Origin of the sequence: Bacteroides fluxus YIT 12057 (genome assembly GCF_000195635.1) — a bacterium.
In the GTDB taxonomy this organism is placed as follows: Bacteria; Bacteroidota; Bacteroidia; order Bacteroidales; family Bacteroidaceae; genus Bacteroides; species Bacteroides fluxus.
Window position 1 is genome coordinate 125644 of record NZ_GL882689.1, and the last position, 19541, is coordinate 145184.

At 47.4% G+C, this 19541-nt stretch carries 17 protein-coding genes; 6 read left to right on the top strand and 11 right to left on the bottom strand.

All coding sequences use genetic code 11. The features are described 5' to 3' along the window. Positions 1-28: 28 nt before the first annotated feature. The 9 genes from murD to HMPREF9446_RS14395 form a co-directional block, all read right to left on the bottom strand. Complete coding sequence (gene murD, locus HMPREF9446_RS14355; protein WP_009126438.1) at positions 29-1429, bottom strand: UDP-N-acetylmuramoyl-L-alanine--D-glutamate ligase; 1401 nt, start codon at positions 1427-1429, stop codon at positions 29-31. A gap of 103 nt (positions 1430-1532) precedes the next feature. Beyond that, entirely contained in the window at positions 1533-2801 is a 1269-nt protein-coding gene (mraY, locus tag HMPREF9446_RS14360) for a phospho-N-acetylmuramoyl-pentapeptide-transferase (RefSeq protein ID WP_009126439.1), read from the bottom strand. 100 nt (positions 2802-2901) lie between these two features. Then, a complete protein-coding gene (locus HMPREF9446_RS14365) occupies positions 2902-4350 on the bottom strand; it encodes a UDP-N-acetylmuramoyl-L-alanyl-D-glutamate--2,6-diaminopimelate ligase (RefSeq protein WP_009126440.1) in 1449 nt (482 codons plus the stop codon). Positions 4351-4389: 39 nt separating this feature from the next. Continuing rightward, complete coding sequence (locus HMPREF9446_RS14370) at positions 4390-6489, bottom strand: penicillin-binding protein (protein WP_039969752.1); 2100 nt, start codon at positions 6487-6489, stop codon at positions 4390-4392. A 38-nt stretch (positions 6490-6527) separates the two neighbouring features. Continuing rightward, positions 6528-6896 (bottom strand): FtsL-like putative cell division protein, encoded by a 369-nt coding sequence (locus HMPREF9446_RS14375; RefSeq protein WP_039969754.1) that lies wholly within the window; start codon positions 6894-6896, stop codon positions 6528-6530. A gap of 25 nt (positions 6897-6921) precedes the next feature. Further along, the gene (gene rsmH, locus HMPREF9446_RS14380; RefSeq protein WP_039969756.1) at positions 6922-7851 is read right to left on the bottom strand and encodes a 16S rRNA (cytosine(1402)-N(4))-methyltransferase RsmH; all 930 of its coding nucleotides are present in this window, start codon (positions 7849-7851) and stop codon (positions 6922-6924) included. A gap of 13 nt (positions 7852-7864) precedes the next feature. Next, positions 7865-8344: a division/cell wall cluster transcriptional repressor MraZ gene (gene mraZ, locus HMPREF9446_RS14385; protein ID WP_009126444.1), complete on the bottom strand. Its 480-nt coding sequence runs from the start codon at positions 8342-8344 to the stop codon at positions 7865-7867. Positions 8345-8805: 461 nt separating this feature from the next. Then, positions 8806-9309 carry an RNA polymerase sigma factor gene (locus HMPREF9446_RS14390; protein WP_009126445.1) on the bottom strand — a complete coding sequence of 168 codons (504 nt, stop codon included), beginning with the start codon at positions 9307-9309 and terminating at the stop codon, positions 8806-8808. Between the two features lie 278 nt (positions 9310-9587). After that, entirely contained in the window at positions 9588-10091 is a 504-nt protein-coding gene (locus HMPREF9446_RS14395; RefSeq protein ID WP_009126447.1) for an RNA polymerase sigma factor, read from the bottom strand. Between the two features lie 227 nt (positions 10092-10318). Between HMPREF9446_RS14395 and HMPREF9446_RS14400 the strand changes: the two genes are divergently transcribed. Then, positions 10319-11137 carry a 1-acyl-sn-glycerol-3-phosphate acyltransferase gene (locus HMPREF9446_RS14400; RefSeq protein ID WP_009126448.1) on the top strand — a complete coding sequence of 273 codons (819 nt, stop codon included), beginning with the start codon at positions 10319-10321 and terminating at the stop codon, positions 11135-11137. Positions 11138-11176: 39 nt separating this feature from the next. Then, positions 11177-12154: a GNAT family N-acetyltransferase gene (locus HMPREF9446_RS14405; protein WP_009126449.1), complete on the top strand. Its 978-nt coding sequence runs from the start codon at positions 11177-11179 to the stop codon at positions 12152-12154. A 133-nt stretch (positions 12155-12287) separates the two neighbouring features. Here the strand turns inward: HMPREF9446_RS14405 and aspA are convergent, their stop codons facing one another. Together aspA and HMPREF9446_RS14415 are read right to left on the bottom strand one after the other, a co-directional pair. Then, positions 12288-13721 (bottom strand): aspartate ammonia-lyase, encoded by a 1434-nt coding sequence (gene aspA / locus HMPREF9446_RS14410; RefSeq protein WP_009126450.1) that lies wholly within the window; start codon positions 13719-13721, stop codon positions 12288-12290. Positions 13722-13904: 183 nt separating this feature from the next. Beyond that, positions 13905-15251 carry a deoxyguanosinetriphosphate triphosphohydrolase gene (locus HMPREF9446_RS14415; RefSeq protein WP_009126451.1) on the bottom strand — a complete coding sequence of 449 codons (1347 nt, stop codon included), beginning with the start codon at positions 15249-15251 and terminating at the stop codon, positions 13905-13907. A gap of 139 nt (positions 15252-15390) precedes the next feature. On the opposite strand from HMPREF9446_RS14415, the gene dut reads away from it, so the two are divergent. The 4 genes from dut to HMPREF9446_RS14435 are packed head-to-tail and all read left to right on the top strand — an operon-like array spanning position 15391 to position 19536. After that, complete coding sequence (dut, locus tag HMPREF9446_RS14420; protein ID WP_039969758.1) at positions 15391-15825, top strand: dUTP diphosphatase; 435 nt, start codon at positions 15391-15393, stop codon at positions 15823-15825. 19 nt (positions 15826-15844) lie between these two features. Then, positions 15845-17638 (top strand): tetratricopeptide repeat protein, encoded by a 1794-nt coding sequence (locus HMPREF9446_RS14425; protein WP_009126453.1) that lies wholly within the window; start codon positions 15845-15847, stop codon positions 17636-17638. Next, entirely contained in the window at positions 17613-18209 is a 597-nt protein-coding gene (locus HMPREF9446_RS14430; protein WP_009126454.1) for a DUF4292 domain-containing protein, read from the top strand. The genes HMPREF9446_RS14425 and HMPREF9446_RS14430 overlap by 26 nt, the downstream gene beginning before the upstream one ends. Positions 18210-18234: 25 nt before the next feature. Next, complete coding sequence (locus HMPREF9446_RS14435; protein WP_009126455.1) at positions 18235-19536, top strand: murein hydrolase activator EnvC family protein; 1302 nt, start codon at positions 18235-18237, stop codon at positions 19534-19536. Positions 19537-19541: the final 5 nt, after the last annotated feature.

Genomic DNA, 19541 nt, shown 5'->3' on the forward strand with positions numbered 1-19541 from the left:
TTGAAGGTTGGGGCTTTTTGCCGGTTTCCTACAAGGCTCTGACACATGCCTTGAACTGATCGCCCCGGTCTTCGTAACTCTTGAATAGGTCGAAACTGGCACAGCAAGGGCTGAGCAACACGGTTTCACCTTTCTTCGCCAGTCTGAAGGCTGCATCTACGGCATCTTTCATACCGGTCTGTACGTCGGCAACGGGTAATCCCATGCGGTCAAAGAACTCGTGCAGCTTTTCGTTGTGCAGCCCTAAATATACCAGGCCGGAGCAGTTCTTGCGTACAAGGTCTTCTATTTCGGTATAATCGTTGCCTTTGTCTTTTCCACCAAGGATGAGCACTGTCTTGGTAGTCATGCTCTGCAGGGCATACCAGCAGGAATTTACGTTGGTAGCCTTGGAGTCGTTGATGAACTGGACACCGCGGACTGTGGCCACTTTTTCCAAACGATGTTCCACGCCTTTGAAGTCGGACAAGGCTTTGCGGATGTATTCTTTCCTGATGCCAGCAAGATTTGCCGAGATGCCGGCAGCCAGAGAGTTGTACAGGTTGTGTGTGCCGCGTAAAGCCAGTTCCTCCTGCTCCATGTTGAATGCGATGGGTTCGTTGATTTCAACTTCACCGTCTTCCACATATGCGATGACACCGTCTTTTTTCACGGCTGCAAAGGGGTAAAGATGGGCTTTCAAGCCATGTTTGGCAAGTTCGCGTTTGATGATGGGGTCGTCGTTCCAGTAGATAAAGGCATCGTCCGGCGTCTGGTTCTGGGTGATGCGGAATTTGGCATCTACATAATTCTGCATGCAGTGGTCGTAACGGTCCAGATGATCCGGAGTGATGTTCATCAATACGGCGATGTTGGCACGGAACTTATACATGTTGTCCAGCTGGAAGGAACTCAGCTCGATAATGTAGTAGTCATGTTTCTCGGTGGCAACCTGCAAGGCAAGGCTGCTGCCGATGTTGCCTGCCAGGCCTACGTTCAGTCCTGCACTCTTGAATATGTGGTAGATGAGTGAGGTCGTAGTGGTCTTGCCGTTTGATCCGGTGATACAAATCATCTTCGCATCAGTATAACGTCCTGCAAACTCTATCTCGGAGATAACGGGCGTACCTTTCTCTTTCAGTTTCAGAACAAGCGGGGCATCGTTGGGGATGCCGGGGCTTTTCACTACTTCATCGGCGTTCAGTATAAGTTCTTCTGTATGGCGTCCTTCTTCCCAGGAGATGCCATACTTGTCCAGCAGTTCCTTGTATTTGTCTTTAATGACGGACATGTCGGAAACGAACGTGTCGAAACCTTTCACTTTGGCAAGCACGGCAGCACCTGCACCGCTTTCGCCGGCTCCTAATACTACGATACGGGCGGCTTCACCCCCGTCCCCTCTCTGAAGGCGAGGGGAGGAAATGCTACGGTTATTGTTGATTTCTTCCATCTTTTCTCGATATATAATGTTTATCAATTGAATTCTACTCTCTTTTTCTTGCTTTCCTTTTGAAAGGGGCTGTTCTCATGGCCTTTTCAAATAGGGAAAGACTCTATCTTATCTTTAATGTTATAATCGTTATCGCTGCCAGTACAATGGTTACAATCCAGAAACGGACGGTAATCTTTGATTCGTGGAACAGTTGTGTCGGTTTGGTAAATACTACCTTGCAGCCGGGTTCCACCAGATTCATGCCGGTGCGGAAATGGTCGTGTATGGGGGTCCGTTTGAACAGGCGTTGTTTTACTCCTTTCCGTTTGCCGGCCTTATAATAGAAGCGTTGCAGGATGACTGATAAATTCTCTACCAGGAATATGCCGCAAAGGATGGGAATCAGTAGTTCCTTGTGTATGATGATGGCATATACGGCAATGATGCCTCCGATGGTCAGACTGCCCGTGTCACCCATAAACACTTGTGCCGGATAGGCGTTGTACCATAGGAAACCGATAAGGGCGCCGATGAAGGCACAGATGAAGATTACCAGTTCTTCCGAGCCGGGAATGTACATGATGTTCAGATAGCCTGCATACTCAATGTGGCTGGACACGTATGCCAGTATGCCCAAGGTCAGGCCGATGATGGCAGAGTTGCCTGCTGCCATGCCGTCCATGCCGTCGTTCAGGTTGGCACCGTTGGAAACGGCCGTCACCACAAAAATGGTGATGATGACAAACAAGACCCATCCTGCGGTCTGCGCATGTTCTCCCATAAAGCCTACAAGGTCGGAATAGTCGAAGTTGTTGCTTTTGAAGAAGGGTATCGTGGTTTGCGTGGCCTTGATCTCCTTGGCTGCGTGTACCACCTCGATTTGTCCGTCCGGCTTCTGTATTTCTATGTTTTCACGGATCACAACTTGCGGGCTGAGGTAAAGGGCGAGCCCTACGATAAGTCCCAGACCCACCTGCCCGATAATCTTGAATTTGCCGTGAAGGCCTTCTTTGTCTTTCTTGAATATCTTGATATAGTCGTCTGCAAATCCCAGTGAGCCCAACCATACGGTAGTGATAAGCATTAATATCATATAGATATTGCTCAACTTGCCCAATAGCAGGCAGGGTATCAGGATGGCGAATATAATGATGACGCCTCCCATGCTGGGAACGCCGACTTTGTTTACTCCAAACGGGTCGATGCTGGCATCGCGTTGGGTCTCGGTAATCTGTTTCCGCTTCAGCAGGTTGATGAATTTGTCACCCCAGATACTGGAGATGAGCAATGACAGGATGATTGCCATCAATGCGCGGAAGGATGTATAACCGAACATTCCCGCACCGGGGAAGTCATACTTGTCTAACCATTGAAATAAGTAATATAACATCTCTTTTTAATTATAAATTATGAATTATGAATGGTGAATGCGGGGAAGGGGCAGAAGATACTGCATTATGTGCCGCATGCCAATTCATAATTCATAATTCTCAATTCATAATTGCTTTTAATTCTTCTTTATCGTCAAAATGATGTTTCACACCTTTAATCTCTTGATAATTTTCGTGCCCCTTTCCGGCTACGAGGATGACGTCGCCCGGCTGTGCAAGCATGCAGGCGGTTTTGATAGCTTCCCGTCTGTCGGCAATGCTGATCGTTTTCTGTATATCATCCTTGTCAAGACCTGCCAGCATATCGTTGATGATGTCCTGCGGTTCTTCAAAACGCGGATTGTCTGCTGTAATGATGACACGGTCACTCAGGCGGGCGGACTCTTTTGCCATGATGGGACGTTTGCCTTTGTCACGGTTGCCGCCGGCGCCAACGACAGTGATTACTTTCCCCTTGCCTTCAAGCACTCCGTGGATGGCATTCAGTACATTGACCAGGGCATCCGGGGTATGGGCGTAATCCACGATGGCGGTATAGCCTTTGGGAGAACGGATGGCGTCGAAGCGTCCGGCTACCGGATGGAGGGTACTGAGTGCCACGAGTACGTCTTCTTCTTTCTTGCCCAACAGGACAGCGGCACCGAATACTGCCAGGAGGTTGCTTGCATTGAACTTTCCGATGAACCGCACCGCAAGCTCATGGTTATTGAAGTCGAGCAGCATACCTTCAAAATGGGATTCCAGTACCTTGCCTTTGAAGTCGCTGAGGCTGCGCAAGGAGTAAGTATATACTTTAGAGCGTGTGTTCTGCGTCATTACCAGTCCGTTCCTGTCATCCAGGTTGGTCAGGCTGAATGCGCTCTTGGGCATTTCATCGAAAAATTTCTTCTTGGCTTTAAGGTAGTTCTCGACAGTCTTGTGATAATCCAGATGGTCACGTGTCAGATTGGTGAAGATACCTCCCGCGAACTTCAGGCCGCTGATACGTTTCTGTGCAATGGAATGCGAACTGACTTCCATGAAGGCATATTTGCAGCCGGAATCAGCCATCTCTCCCAACAGCCGGTTCAAGGTGATCGGGTCGGGGGTGGTATGCTCGGTAGGTACAGGCTGGTCGTCGATGTAATTGCATACGGTGGAAATCAGACCTACTTTATAGCCGAAGTAGCGGAATGTATCATATAACAAGGTGGCGATTGTTGTTTTTCCATTGGTTCCGGTCACTCCTACCAGTTCCATCTTTGAGGTAGGGTCGCCGTAGAACGTGGTGGCTGTCTTGCCGACAGCGTCTTCGCTGTCTTTTACCTGGATATAGGTGATGCCGGCTTTGAGTTCTTCCGGCCACTCTTCGCAGAGTATGGCGACGGCGCCTTTCTCAATGGCGGCGGGAATATAAGCATGCCCGTCAGTCTGTGTGCCGCGCATGGCCATGAACAGATGTCCGGCTTCAATCAAACGGGAGTCTATATTCACTCCTGTTATCTCCATGTCTGTACTTCCGGTTATTTGTACCGGTTGTATCGCTTTCAACAAATCACTTAATTTCATACCTTATTATATATAATGTATATTCCTTTATTCTATTGACTAACGTAAAGTCAGAACTACGGTCTGGCCTTTTACAATCCGGCTTCCGCCTGCTATCGACTGGCTCTTGACCCGTCCCACACCGTTCAGCCTTACCCGCAGCCCCTTGCTTTCCAACAAATAAACGGCGTCTTTGGCTCCCATGCCAATCACACTGGGCACCGTTCCCGAAGAGTCTTCTTGCCCTTGCAGGATTACAGCCGATGGAGCAGCCTGGGTGTGTCCCCACAATTCTTTCTTCTTTTGTTCGGGGAATTGCTTTTGTACCGGGACGTCCAGTTCATTCAGTACGCAAAGGGCCTCGTTCATTTCCCCGGCTTTTACGGCAGGGATGACGTTGGTGGTGCTGTCTATCGCACTGCGTATGTCGAAGCGCAAGTTCTTGGCGTACACTCTCTCTGCAATCTTGCCGAACACGCTTCCTGCCATCAGACCACCGGAAGCGGGAAGTCCCGGCTTCTGTATGGAAACGATGCAACTGTATTTCGGCGCTTCGGAAGGGAAGTAGCCACAGAAACTGACCAGATAGTTTACACGTCCCGATTTGTAGCCGGCAGCTCCTTGAGAGATTTGTGCCGTGCCCGTCTTGCCTGATACGGAGAACTGCTTGCTTCCGGCAGGCTTTGCCAGTCCTTCGGAAACCACCTTCCGCAGTATTTCACGGATCTGGGTCAATGTATGGTCTGAACAGATCTTCGCGTTGATGACTTCCGTTGGAAATTTCTCAATCACCTCGCCGTCTTTCACGGCGGCTTTGACGAACTTCGGACGTACCATGACCCCATTGTTGGCAATGGCGTTGTAGAAGGTGAGAATGTTCATGGGCGGCACCTGGGTCTCGTAGCCGATACTCATCCACGGCAGGGTGGTCTTGGCGAAATAACGTTCCTTGGGCCCCTTGATGTTCGGTTTTCCCTCGCCCGGTATCTGCAGGTGAAGCGGTTGGTCGATGCTCATGCGTTTCAACCCGTCCACAAACTTCTGCGGATTATCTTTATAATGTTTGTCGATGAGGTAGGAAACACCGACGTTGGAAGAAACTTCCAAGATACGTGTCACGTTGATTTTCCCATAACCGCCGCGATGCCAGTTGTGGTCCCTCATCTTGCTGCCATACATGTTCATGATGCCGTTTCCCGTATCGACTTCCGTGTCCGGAGTGATTTTTCCATCTTCTAAAGCCACCATGATGGAAGCGGTCTTGAAAGTGGAACCGGGCTCCAGCATGTCACTGATGGCATTGCTGTTCATTTCATAATAGTTGCCGTCGTTGGCCTTCATCATGTTGACGATGGCCTTTACCTCTCCTGTGGCAACTTCCATCAATACGGCGACGCCTACGTTGGCATTAATCTCTTTCAGTTTGTCCACCAACGCCTTTTCACAGATGTCCTGCATGCCTACGTCTATTGTGGAGATGATGTCGCAGCCATCCACCGGGGGTAAATCGACAATGTTCAGGTATTTATTCATTACCTTCTGGCGATGGGTGATACCGTCACGCCCTTTCAGCAGAGTGTCGAATGCCAGTTCTATGCCGTTGCGTGCCCCTAAGGCAGTGTCGGCATAAAGACGGCCTAACGTCTGTGCGGCCAAAGAGCCGAACGGCTTTTTGCGCTGGTTGTATGCCTGTTCGTGAAATCCGCCCCTGTATTTGTTCAGATTGAATACGGGCAGGCGTTTGGCTTCCTTGTATTGGATATAAGAGATGCGTTTCGGATAAATCAGAAAGTTCCGGCTCCCTTTCTTGCGGCCGTTCAACAGGTGCCGTTTGAACTCTGCGGCACTTTTGTCCGGGAATATCTGGTGCAGACCTTCACAGATTTCTCCTAAATGGTTCATGAACATGGTATCTTTCTTTTCTCCACCCGCTTTGAAGTCCATGTAGATGCGGTATTCCGGCAATGAACTTGCCATCAGCTTGCCGTCTGAAGAAAGGATGTTGCCGCGGTTGGGCTTTACGGCTACATTCTCTTTCACGAAACGGTCCGCCACATCCTGCCAATATTGCCGTTCGGCAAACATAATCATTGCGCCCTTTACGACGATAGCTATCCCCACCAGTCCCATCAGCAGGACGATGAAGAAGTAACGGGTCATTATGTTTTTCTTATTTACAGCCATTGTTATTCGTTCTTTTATTCGCTTGTCGCGTCTTTTATCAGATACGGCGGATTGGTTGAAGTCTGCAAGTCGCTCTCTTTGGTTGCGATGTATTCTTCAATGCGCGACTGGCGGCTTCGTTCCATCAGTTCCGAACTGCGGGTCAAGGCGTCGTATTTGATGTCTATCAGTTCCTTTTTAAGTTTGTCTATTTCTATCGTTTGCTGCTGGCACGCGTAGCGGTTGTGAATGTAGAATAGAATAAGTATCATGATAAGCACCATCAGCTTGGTCTGACGGCGGAAGAAATCCGTAGCCAGAATATCACCTCCGATGATGTTTTTCAGTGAAGTACGTCTTTTCACCTTTTCCGCTTTCTTTATATCTTCTTCTTTCTTTTCCATTTTCCCATTTTCCCATTCTTGATGCTTAATCCCTGCCTTCACTTCCCACTTTCTCTGCGATTCTCAGCTTGGCACTGCGTGAGCGCGGGTTGCGTTCAATTTCGGACTCGTCCGGAACAATCACTTTGTTGTTTACCAACCGGAAAGGTGCCCGCACGTTTCCGTAGAAATCCTTTTCCGCTTTGCCTTCTATGTTTCCCGTTTTCATGACGTTCTTCACAATGCGGTCTTCCAGTGAGTGGTAAGTGATTACGGCCAGGCGCCCACCCGGCTTCAGCGCTTCTGTGGCTGCGTATAGCATTTCTTTCAGCGCTTCCATTTCCTGGTTGACTTCGATGCGCAGAGCTTGGAATACCTTGGCGAGCTCCTTCTTTTCACGTTCACGTCCGAACAACGGTTTGACGATATCCAGAAACTCGCCTATGGTACTAATCTTCTGCAAGGCACGTGCCTTTACGATAACGGAGGCAAGCTTGCGGCTGTTTTTTAACTCACCGTACAGGTAGAAGATGTCCGCCAGACGCTCTTCGTCATATGCATTTACAATGTCGGCGGCGGTTGTGCCCGCGCGTTTGTTCATGCGCATGTCCAATGCACCTTCGAAGCGGAAAGAAAATCCCCGTTCACTGTCATCGAAATGGTGCGACGATACGCCGAGGTCAGCGAGTATGGCATCTACTTGCCCGATGCCGTGATAACGCAGGAAATTATGCAGATAGCGGAAATTGCTGCGTACGAATATGAAATGCGGATCGTTGACAATGTTGCGCTCCGCATCTTCGTCCTGGTCGAATCCCAACAGGCGCCCGCCGTCTCCCAGACGGGAGAGTATTTCCTTTGAATGTCCGCCGCCGCCGAAAGTGACATCCACGTACGTCCCGTCCGGGCGGATGTTCATCCCGTCAACACTCGGCATCAGCAATACCGGAATATGATATGTTTGTTCTTCTTTCATCTTTAGTCGTTCGTCATTGGTCATTTTCATCCTCTTCTTCCCAAGGTGCGTCTCCCAGGATGCCCTGCAGGGCCTCACTGAACTCTTCCGGATCCATGAACGGTTGCTCGGCACGTTCTTTGGCCCAAATCTCAATGGTATTATCTACCCCGATGAAGCGCACTTCGCTTTGTATGCCCGCCATTTGCAGATATCGTTTAGGCAACAGGATACGTCCGTTACCGTCGGGAATCATGATTTCCGCATCACTGACGAATTGCCGGAAAACTTCCTGCTGTCTGGCGTTCCACTTGCTCAGCCTTCTCCGGAGCTGGCTTTGTGTCTTGAACCAGACACTTTCCGGGTAGAGTACCAGGCACTTCTGGAATACATCTTTGCGCAATACAAGCCTTTCTTCGGATGCAGCCTGTAGCTGTTTCCGAAAACCGGCGGGGATGAAAACTCTTCCTTTTGCATCCGCCTTTGCTTCAATATTGCCCAAAAACTGTATCATTTCTCACCTTATTATATAAGCGACGGTAAAAATACACATTTCCCCACAATCCCCCACAATCTTTTAACTAAAATCTTGTGAGAAGTTTTCAACACCTTGTTGAAACCTTATTTGTTTGATAATGAACAATGTTTTGAAAGGCTTTGTTGGTGGGGAATCGTGGCAATTCATGCAGGAAAAAGGCAGACAGGATTCGTTCCCCTGACGGGCTGCTTGCATGGCTCATCCTTGCCCTTTCGCTGTGTGTACCTGCTTCACTTCCATAGTGAAATGGCATTAAAAGCCTTTTAATACGATATTGAAAGGCTTTTAATGCTATATTATAAGGCTTTTAATCACGCCTCCCCTATACAGTCTTCCCAGCAGACTTATACATGTATCCCGTTTCCCTGTTGCACTGGCATGCCATGGTGTGGAACAGGGGTATGGGGAGTGATATTGCGGGTAATCGTTTCTTCCGTTTAGACGAAGTCCTTTAGTTCCTTTTGCAACTTCTGGCGTGTGAAGAAGATACGGCTTTTTACGGTTCCCAATGGAAGTCCCAGCTTTTCCGCGATTTCGCGGTATTTGAATCCGGATACGTGCATGGAGAACGGTACTTTGTATTCACGCGGCAAGGCATTGACAATACGGTGCATCTCTTTGAGGTCGTAAGCGCTTTCCGTACTCTCAAAAGCGTTGTCGCGTGGCAGGTTCAGGTGGTAGAGGTTATCTGTTGTGTCAACAAATGTCTGGTCGCGTACTACCTTGCGGTAGTTGTTGATGAAGATGTTGCGCATGATGGTATATATCCATCCTTTGAAATTGGTATCAGGCGTATATTTTTCTTCATTATCCAAGGCCTTTAGAGAAGTCTCCTGCAGCAGGTCGTTGGCTTCTTCGCGGTCGGAGGTCAGCTTGTACGCAAAGCGTAATAAATCGTTTTGTACTCCGAGTAAGTCTTTAGTGAATGTACTACTATTCATAGGTGTGAGATTTTATAAATTATTGTTCGTTTCGTTGATGTTGCAAGTTTACGGAAGATTTGGGGAACCGGGAGGTGGAATTCAGATAGTCTTTAGGGGATAAACAGACAATTGATAGATATTGGTCGGTATTCGGAGAGGTTTCGGTGCGTGGTCGTTTCAGTCTGGAGATAGGGATACATGAAAAAGGCAGACCATCCGGCCTGCCTTTCTCTTTGACACAACTAAAAAATCTGCACTATAATATTATGGAAATAACCGATTGCTTCATTTCTTTATTAAACAAAATCCTTCAAATCGTGTTGTAGCTTCTGGCGTGTGAAGAAGATGCGGCTTTTTACGGTTCCCAGCGGAAGTCCCAGCTTTTCTGCTATTTCGCGGTATTTGAATCCGGAAACGTGCATGGAGAACGGAACCTTGTATTCACGCGGCAAGGCATTGACGATACGGTGCATCTCTTTGAGGTCATAACTGTTTTCAGTACTCTCAAAAGCGGTATCGCGCGGTAAGTTCAAGTGGTAGAGGTTGTCCGTCTGGTCTATGAACGTTTGGTCGCGTACCACTTTGCGGTAGTTGTTGATGAAGATGTTACGCATGATGGTGTATATCCATCCTTTGAAGTTGGTGTCAGGCATATATTTGTCTTCATTGTCTAAAGCTTTCAGAGATGTTTCTTGCAGCAAGTCGTTGGCTTCTTCTTGGTCGGAAGTTAATTTGTATGCGAATCGTAATAGGTCGTCTTGTACTCTGACGAGGTCTTTTGTAAATGTTACACTATTCATAATGTGCTATGTTTTAATGTTACTTGTTCGTTTTCGTTTGGATATTGCAAGTTTACGAAAGTTTTCGTCCTTCGACGGGTGAATTTCAGGCACTCTTTAGGGGGGAAACTGTCAAATGATAGATTTTGGGTGCTATTTGATAGTTTTCGGGTGTAGTTTTCCGGTGATTTCTTGCAATTAATTAAAAAGATGCGTTAATTTTGCGCATTCATTTTATCGAAAGAAGAATGGCTGACGACTCTTTATTTTTGATTGACATAGATAAGATACTTCGGGAAAAAGCTCCGAAGCAGTCTAAGTATATCCCTAAATTCGTTGTTTCTTACTTGAAACGGATTGTACATCAGGAGGAATTGAACGTATTCTTGCGGGAGTCGAAAGATAAGGTCGGCGTAGATTTCCTGAAGGCATGTCTGGAGTTTCTGGATGCTGGGATTGTGGTGAAAGGAAAGGAAAATTTGCCTGAAGGCAGGCTTTGCACGTTTGTATCCAATCACCCGTTGGGCGGCCAGGATGGTGTAGCTTTGGGTTATGTGCTGGGTAGTTTTTACAAGGGCAAGGTGAAGTATATGGTCAATGACTTGCTGATGAACCTGCATGGGCTGGCGCCGCTCTGTATTCCCATCAACAAGACCGGCAAGCAGGCCAAGGACTTTCCGAGGATGGTGGAAGCCGGTTTTGCGTCGGACAATCAGTTGATTATGTTTCCTGCCGGATTGTGTTCCCGCAGGCAGAACGGGGTTATCAGGGATTTGGATTGGAAGAAGACGTTTGTCGTAAAAAGCGTCGAGTCTCATCGTGACGTGGTTCCCATCCATTTTGAAGGCCGTAACTCCGATTTCTTTTATAATCTTGCCAATCTTTGCAAAACATTGGGCATCAGATTCAATATCGCCATGCTTTATCTGGCAGACGAGATGCTGAAAAACCGTCACAAGACTTTTACCGTCACTATCGGCAAACCCATTCCTTGGCAAACGTTCGACAAGTCGAAGACGCCGGCTCAGTGGGCGCAGTACGTGAAGGATATCGTATATAAATTGTAGAAATACAGTAATAATAAAGAAGAACTACTAATTAGGAATATGGAAGATATTATTGCACCGATAAGTAAGGAATTGCTGAAAGCGGAGTTGACTGAGGAGAAACGTTTGCGCATGACCAATAGAAGTCATAACCAGATATACATCGTTACTGCCCAAGATTCTCCCAATACGATGAAAGAAATCGGACGTTTGCGCGAGATTGCATTCCGTGCTGCGGGAGGAGGGACTGGTAAGTCGATGGATATCGACGAATATGATATCATGGATAATCCCTACAAGCAGTTGATTGTCTGGAATCCGGAAGCGGAAGAGATTCTGGGCGGTTACCGTTATCTTCTGGGGACGGATGTCCGTATGGACGAACAGGGTGCTCCGGTTCTTGCCACTGCGCACATGTTTAACTTTTCGGACAAGTTCTTGAAAGAGTATCTTCCCACGACCATTGAATTGGGACGTTCTTTCGTGACTTTGGAATATCAATCCACGCGTAATGACAGTAAGGGGCTGTTTGCGCTGGATAATTTGTGGGATGGCCTGGGGGCACTCACCGTGGTTATGCCGAATGTGAAATACTTCTTTGGAAAAGTAACCATGTATCCCAGTTACCATCGTCAGGGACGTGACATGATACTTTATTTCTTAAAGAAACATTTTGCTGATAAAGAGAATCTGATTACTCCGATGAAACCGCTTGTTTTGGAATCGGACGAGAAGGATTTGGCTGCCCTTTTCTGTAAAGACACTTTTAAAGAAGATTATAAAATCCTGAATTGCGAGATACGTAAGCTGGGTTACAATATCCCTCCTTTGGTAAATGCATACATGAGCCTCAGTCCTACAATGCGTATGTTCGGCACTGCAATCAACTATGGTTTCGGTGATGTGGAGGAAACCGGTATTCTGATTGCTGTGGATGAGATATTGGCAGAGAAGCGTATCCGTCACATCCAGTCGTTTATTGAAAACGAGCCGGAAGCGTGCAAGATTACGTCGGGTGCTAATAAAGTGCTTGCCTGAGGATGTGAAAGGAAACGGAGCTCCGTATTGGGACGGTATTTATATAATGAAGAGGCCCGGATAGGTGGTGTTTGTCCTATCCGGGCCTCTTCTGTATTCTGCCGGCAACGTGTCCTATCCGGCTTTGCTGCGGTTATTTTTTAGGATGGATATCCAGTTTGACGGGATGCAACATGTTTTCGGGGCTTAAAATCGTATCAAGTTCTTCCTTGCTCAAGATATCATGTTCCAGCACTAAGTCATAAACGCTTTTCCCGGTTTCCAATGCTTCCTTCGCTATCTTGGTGGAATTCTTGTATCCGATGACAGGATTCAAGGCGGTTACAATACCTATACTGTTGTGTACGTAAGTCTTGCAGTGTTCCGCATTGGCCGTGATGCCTTCCACGCAACGCGTGCGCAGGGTATCTAAACCATTGATCATCAAATCGACGGATTCGAAGCAGCATTGGGCCATCACGGGTTCCATGGCATTCAACTCCATCTGGGCGGCTTCACCGGACATGGTGACGCAAAGCTCGTTGCCTATTACTTTGTAGCATATCTGGTTCATGACTTCGGGGATTACCGGATTGACTTTGCCGGGCATGATGGAGGAACCGGGTTGCATGGCGGGCAGGTTGAATTCGCCCAATCCGCAACGGGGACCACTGGCCAAGAGGCGCAAGTCATTGCAGATTTTATTCAGTTTGACGGCCACTCTCTTCAAGGCGGATGCATAGCCTACCAGGCAAGAGGTGTCGGAGGTAGCGCCTACCAGATCTTTGGACAACCTGAACGGGAGTTGGGTTATCTTGCCCAATGCAGCTACACACTTCTCCGCATAGCCCGGTTCGGCACAAATGCCCGTACCGATGGCGGTGGCTCCCATGTTTACAGTCAGAAAATCTTCAGCAGCCTCATTCAAGTGTCGGATTTCATCTTCCAAGATACTGGCGAAACCGTTGAAGGTTTGTCCCAAAGTCATGGGGACGGCGTCTTCCAGTTGTGTACGTCCCATCTTGATGATGTGCGCAAATTCTTTTCCTTTCTGATGGAATGCATCTATCAGAGCCTGCAAATGAGGCAGGAAACGGAGGTGGGAATAATACATGCCGATGTGGATGGCAGTAGGGTAGGCGTCATTGGTGGACTGTGCGCAGTTCACGTGGTCGTTAGGTGAGCAGTATTGGTATTCGCCGCGTTGGTGCCCCATGATCTCGAGGGCACGATTGGCGATTACTTCGTTGGCGTTCATGTTGGTGGTAGTACCGGCACCGCCTTGAATCATGTCTATCGGGAATTGCTCGTGGTGTTTACCGTCCAGTATTTCCTGGCAGGCGGTAACAATGGCTTCTTTTTGTTCTTTGGTCAGCAGTTCCAGTTCATGGTTTGCCATTGCGGCAGCCATTTTGGTGATGGCAAGTCCGTTGATGAACAATGGATATTCGTTCAGGTGGAACTTGCTGATTGGGAAATTTTCTATGCCTCTAAGCGTTTGAACACCATACAGGGCACTTGCAGGTATTTCACGAGTACCTATTAAATCGCTTTCTATGCGAGTTTCTTCTACTTCTTTTGCTTCCATGATTAGATTATTTTTGAAGTTTACGTTTAATAGTATCCAACAAAGGTATATACTATCATTTTGAAATCAAAGTATAAAGCATAGATTTAATTTATTCCGTTGTGAATTCTGTTTTCTGCAGTGAACTCGGATGTTTGATTAACAAAATGATAGTTATGGCATGGGGCTTAGAGGCGGGAGGATTTATACTGCCGGCAAACTATTTCCGTTGATCTTACGATATAGGTCGAGCGCAAAGACGTCCGTCATTCCGGAAATGTAGTCCAAAACCGCCTGTATTCTTTCGTAGAGTGCAGGCGCTTTTACATTATATTGGCCGGAAACACGGTTGATAAGTAGCTGCGAATAGGCTTTCTCGGGAGAACACACGGCATCTATCATCAGTTCAAGCAGGGTACTGATGATGCGGAAACCGGCAAGTTCGATATCCAATACATCCCGTGAACGGTATATTTTTTCAAAAGAAAGCCGGGCGCAATGTTCGTAGGCATCAGCGGGCAGTTCGGAGATGTGCCTGATGAGACTTCCTTCAAACTCTCCTTTCAGAATTGTATTTTCGTTATCCAGAAATGCTTGCGTGCATTCCTGGATTAGCAGTCCGATGACGCAGGAACGGAGGTAAGCTATTTGTTCATTCGTATCCTTGACGATGTCCAGTGTTTTAAGCATGTGTCTTTTTCGTCCGTCCGGAAAATAGGAGAGCAATAGTTCCTGCGTTTCCTGTGTAGTGAGTATCTTTAGCTTATGGGCATCTTCGATATCCATCATCTGATAGCAGATGTCGTCGGCAGCCTCTACCAGATAAACCAATGGATGGCGGGCATATTTCAATGGAGAGCCGTTCAGCTTCCTCATGCCCAATTCCTCTGCAATCCGACTGAAACTCTCTTCTTCGGTAGTAAAGAAACCGAATTTGGACTTCTTGCCCGCCAGGCTTGATGAAAAGGGGTATTTTACGATGCTGGCGAGCGTGGAATAAGTGAGTACAAAGCCGCCCTTCCTTCTGCCTTCAAATTGATGGGTAAGCAGACGGAAAGCATTGGCATTTCCTTCGAAATGGGTCAAGTCTTCCCATTGGGTGGATGTCAGTTGTTCACCGTTCGGTTGCTTGTCTTTGAGCGCCATCCCTTTTCCTTCGGAGAAAAAGGTGGAGATGGCACGCTCTCCGGAGTGCCCGAAAGGAGGGTTTCCCAAGTCGTGTGCCAGGCATGCTGCAGAAACGATAGAACCGATTTCCGGTAAAAAAGAGTTCTGTAATTCCGGATGGCGGATAAGGAGTGCCTTAGAGACATCGTTACCCAATGAACGGCCTACGCAAGATACTTCCAGGCTGTGGGTCAGTCGGTTGTGTACAAATATGCTGCCCGGTAGCGGGAATACCTGGGTTTTGTTCTGCAGCCGGCGGAAAGGGGCGGAGAAGACAAGACGGTCATAATCCCGTTGAAACTCGGAACGGTTCTCGCGGCGTTCTTCGTGAAACTCTTCCAGACCGAAACGTTTGGCGGATATGAGGGTGTTCCAATTCATCATGATTTACTATTTACGATTGGAGTTACTATTATTTAACTGCAAATGTATCACTATTTTGTGTAAAAAACCGTACTTTCGCCCCTGTTTATAGTAGTTTCAATCGTAAATAGTAAATCATCCAATTGTAAATAACATCATGCTGAACGTACAAATCATCAATAAATCGAAACACCCGCTTCCTGCTTATGCCACCGATCTGTCAGCCGGTATGGATCTTCGTGCAAATCTTTCGGAACCTATTTCCCTGGCTCCCCTTGCGCGTTGCCTGGTTCCTACCGGATTGTTTGTTGCCTTGCCTGCCGGCTTTGAGGCGCAGGTACGCCCGCGTAGCGGATTGGCCATCAAGAAAGGAATTACTGTGCTGAACTCTCCGGGTACCATTGATGCGGATTATCGTGGAGAAATCTGTATCATTCTGGTTAACCTCTCTGCAGAAACCTTTGTGATTGAGGACGGGGAACGTATAGCCCAGATGGTGATAGCACGCCACGAGCAGGTTGCCTGGAAAGAAGTGGAGGTGCTGGATGAGACAGAACGTGGTGCCGGTGGCTTTGGACATACAGGGGGAAATTGAGAAATGAAAGATTTGAAGAATGAAAAGTGAAAGGATGAAAATCAAGATATTATTGCTTTTGTGTATGGCCGTATGGCTGTTGTCCGCTTGCGGAACAACCCGCAGGCAAATGCGGGGGCAGCTTCCGGTGACTGTTCCTTCTGCTTCGCTTACTCCTGAACAACAACGCAAATATGATTATTTCTATTTGGAAGCCGTACGGCTGAAAGTTCAGAAAGATTATGACGCAGCTTTCAATATGCTGCAACATTGCCTTTCTATTCATCCGAATGCCTCGTCTGCTTTGTATGAGATGGCGCAGTATTATATGTTCCTCAAGAAAATTCCCCAAGGGCAGGCTGCCTTGGAAAAGGCTGTGGAGAATGATCCCGATAACTTTTGGTATAGCCAGGGATTGGCGAATCTTTATATGCAGCAGAATGAGAAGGAAAAAGCCACCGCACTGCTGGAAGGAATGGTTACCCGCTTTTCCAGCAAGCTGGATCCTCTGTACAACCTGCTCGAGATCTATAATCGCCAGGAAGCATACGATAAGGTAATCGGTATCCTGAACAAACTGGAAGAGAGAATGGGTAAGAGTGAGCAGCTCAGTATGGAGAAATTCCGTATCTATCTGCAAAAGAAAGATGACAAGAGTGCATTCCGTGAAATAGAGAGCCTGGTAGCCGAATATCCGATGGACACTCGTTATCAGATTGTACTAGGAGATGTGTATATGCAGAACGGGAAGAAAGAGGAGGCTTACCGGCTTTACCAGAAGGTCTTGAAGGAAGAACCGGAGAATGCTTTGGCCATGTATTCGATGGCTTCTTATTATGAGGCAACCGGTCAGAAGGAACTTTATGAACGCCAGTTGGATACCTTGCTGCTGAATAAGAAAGTGGCTCCCGATACCAAGCTGAACGTGATGCGCCAATTCATTGTACAGAACGAACAGGATGGAAAGGACAGCACCCGTGTCATTACCCTTTTTAACCGTATCATGGAGCAAGATCCTGATGACGCCCAGCTACCGATGCTGTATGCCCAATATCTTTTGTCTAAAGGAATGAACAAGGAATCATTGCCTGTGTTGAGGCAGGTACTGAATATTGATCCTACGAATACGGCCGCCCGTATGATGTTGTTGGGTGAGGCGGTGCGCAAGGAAGACTATGAAGATATTATCCGCCTGTGTGAAGCCGGTGTCGAGGCAAATCCTGAAATGCTGGAGTTTTATTTTTATCTGGCCATCGCCTATAATCAGGCGGAACGGACCGATGATGCCCTTGCTGTTTGCCAGAAGGCATTGGAACATGTAAACGGAGACAGTAAGAAAGAAGTCGTTTCGGATTTCTATGCGATTATCGGAGATGCCTATCATACCAAAAGGATGAACAAGGAAGCGTATGCGGCATACGACTCTGCTTTGGTGTATAATCCTTCGAACATAGGTGCGCTGAATAATTATGCTTATTATCTTTCCGTAGAACGCCGTGACTTGGATAAGGCTGAAGAGATGAGCTATAAGACGGTGAAGGCCGAACCGAACAACTCCACTTATCTTGATACATACGCATGGATTCTGTTTGAGAAAGGAAATTACGCCGAAGCGCGCCTATACATTGATGACGCGATGAAGAGTGAGGAGGGTGCCAAGAGCGATGTGGTTGTAGAACATTGTGGTGACATCTATTATATGACCGGTGATGTGGACGGTGCCTTGAAATATTGGAAACAGGCCTTGGAGATGGGCAGCAAGTCAAAAACATTGAAACAAAAAATAGCGAAAAAGAAATATATTGCCGATGAAACCGAGACTACTGAAAAATAGTGCAGTGGGAATGATACGCCTTTTATCATTTTTGCTTTTGATGGCTGTATGCCTTGCCGGATGTAAGACTTCCCGACAGGCAAGTTCCTCCTTGACGAAAGATTCCGGTTGTCTTTCTTCCAAGGTACAGTTGACGGTTCCGCATAAGGATGCTACCTTGACAGTGAATGGTACCATGAAACTGAAAAGTGGCGAACGTATGCAAATCTCTTTCCTGATGCCGATTATCCGTACGGAAGTAGCCCGCATGGAGGTTACTCCGGATGATATATTGCTGGTGGACCGCATGGGTAAACGTTATGTGCAGGCCACGCGTAAAGAGTTGAAGGATATCCTGCCTAAAAAAGCCGACTTCGCACATCTTGAAAAACTGCTTTATGCCGCTTCCAAACCGAATGGTAAAAAAACACTGACAGGGAAGGAACTGGGTATTCCATCTTTGGAAAAGGGACAGGTCGAATTTTACGATTTTTCGGATAAGGGGTTTTCTTTGTCTCCGACTCAACTTTCGGGTAAATATAGAAAGGTGGAATTGAAGGAACTTCTGGAAATGTTGATGAGCCTTATGTAATAGTATTTAATTAATAACTGGACTGATGAAACGTTGCTTCCTTCTTCTGTTTGTGTTCTGCCTTCTCTGCCAGGCTTCACCGCTCCTTGCCCAATCCAACAAGTTGATCAAGGAGTTGGAAGGGAAGCGTGGTGCTTTGCAGAAGCAGATAGCGGAGTCGGAGACTCTTCTGAAAACGACAAAGAAAGATGTCGGCAGCCAGTTGAACAGCCTTGCCGCACTGACCGGGCAGATAGAGGAGCGTAAACGCTATATCTTGACTATTAATAATGATGTGGAGGCTATAGAACGCGAAATGGCTTCTTTAAGTCGGCAACTGGTGCGTTTGCAACGGGATTTGAAAGACAAGAAGCAAAAATATGAGTCGTCTGTGCAGTATCTGTACAAGAACCGTTCTGTTGAGGAGAAGTTGATGTTCATCTTCTCGGCGAAAAGTTTGGCACAGACTTACCGTCGTCTGCGCTATGTCCGTGAGTATGCTACCTATCAGCGTTTGCAGGGAGAAGAGGTCTTGAAGAAACAGGAACAGGTGAACCGCAAGAAACAGGAACTACAGCAGGTAAAAGCGGCTAAGGAGGGATTGTTGAAAGAACGGGAAGAGGAAAAGACAAAGCTGGAGGAGCAGGAAAAGGAGAAAAAAACGCTTGTTGCCAATTTGCGGAAGAAGCAACGGGGATTGCAAAATGAACTGAACAAGAAACGGCGTGAGGCCAATCAACTCAATGCCCGTATTGATCGTCTGATTGCAGAAGAGATAGAGAAGGCGCGTAAACGAGCTGAAGCGGAAGCGCGCCGTGAAGCGGCTGCTCGTAAAAAAGCAAATGAAAAGGCGGCTACTGCTGCAACAGCTTCCAAACCGAAGAGTGCGCCGCTGGAGACTTATACCATGAGTAAGGCTGACCGTGAACTGTCCGGCACTTTTGCCAGCAACCGTGGTAAGTTGCCTATGCCTATTACCGGTGCTTATATTATTACCAGTCATTATGGGCAGTATTCTGTGGAAGGCCTGCGTAATGTCAAGCTGGATAACAAGGGCATTGACATTCAAGGGAAACCGGGTGCGCAAGCCCGTGCCATCTTTGATGGTAAAGTGGCTGCTGTCTTTAAGTTGAACGGGCTGTTCAATATTCTTGTCCGCCACGGCAATTATATTTCCGTATATTGCAACTTGTCTTCCGCTTCTGTCAAGCAGGGCGACAATGTGACTACCAAGCAGACTCTCGGCCAGATTTTCTCCGATGGTTCGGACAATGGACGCACCGTGCTTCATTTCCAATTGAGAAGGGAAAAAGAAAAGCTGAATCCGGAACCGTGGTTGAACAGGTAGTGTCT

Excerpts from the sequence above, each read along its gene's own strand:
- murD (WP_009126438.1), bottom strand. The coding sequence starts at position 1,429 with ATGGAAGAAATCAACAATAACCGTAGCATTTCCTCCCCTCGCCTTCAG.
- mraY (WP_009126439.1), bottom strand. The coding sequence starts at position 2,801 with ATGTTATATTACTTATTTCAATGGTTAGACAAGTATGACTTCCCCGGT.
- HMPREF9446_RS14365 (WP_009126440.1), bottom strand. The coding sequence starts at position 4,350 with ATGAAATTAAGTGATTTGTTGAAAGCGATACAACCGGTACAAATAACC.
- HMPREF9446_RS14370 (WP_039969752.1), bottom strand. The coding sequence starts at position 6,489 with ATGACCCGTTACTTCTTCATCGTCCTGCTGATGGGACTGGTGGGGATA.
- HMPREF9446_RS14375 (WP_039969754.1), bottom strand. The coding sequence starts at position 6,896 with ATGGAAAAGAAAGAAGAAGATATAAAGAAAGCGGAAAAGGTGAAAAGA.
- rsmH (WP_039969756.1), bottom strand. The coding sequence starts at position 7,851 with ATGAAAGAAGAACAAACATATCATATTCCGGTATTGCTGATGCCGAGT.
- mraZ (WP_009126444.1), bottom strand. The coding sequence starts at position 8,344 with ATGATACAGTTTTTGGGCAATATTGAAGCAAAGGCGGATGCAAAAGGA.
- HMPREF9446_RS14390 (WP_009126445.1), bottom strand. The coding sequence starts at position 9,309 with ATGAATAGTAGTACATTCACTAAAGACTTACTCGGAGTACAAAACGAT.
- HMPREF9446_RS14395 (WP_009126447.1), bottom strand. The coding sequence starts at position 10,091 with ATGAATAGTGTAACATTTACAAAAGACCTCGTCAGAGTACAAGACGAC.
- HMPREF9446_RS14400 (WP_009126448.1), top strand. The coding sequence starts at position 10,319 with ATGGCTGACGACTCTTTATTTTTGATTGACATAGATAAGATACTTCGG.
- HMPREF9446_RS14405 (WP_009126449.1), top strand. The coding sequence starts at position 11,177 with ATGGAAGATATTATTGCACCGATAAGTAAGGAATTGCTGAAAGCGGAG.
- aspA (WP_009126450.1), bottom strand. The coding sequence starts at position 13,721 with ATGGAAGCAAAAGAAGTAGAAGAAACTCGCATAGAAAGCGATTTAATA.
- HMPREF9446_RS14415 (WP_009126451.1), bottom strand. The coding sequence starts at position 15,251 with ATGATGAATTGGAACACCCTCATATCCGCCAAACGTTTCGGTCTGGAA.
- HMPREF9446_RS14425 (WP_009126453.1), top strand. The coding sequence starts at position 15,845 with ATGAAAAGTGAAAGGATGAAAATCAAGATATTATTGCTTTTGTGTATG.
- HMPREF9446_RS14430 (WP_009126454.1), top strand. The coding sequence starts at position 17,613 with ATGAAACCGAGACTACTGAAAAATAGTGCAGTGGGAATGATACGCCTT.
- HMPREF9446_RS14435 (WP_009126455.1), top strand. The coding sequence starts at position 18,235 with ATGAAACGTTGCTTCCTTCTTCTGTTTGTGTTCTGCCTTCTCTGCCAG.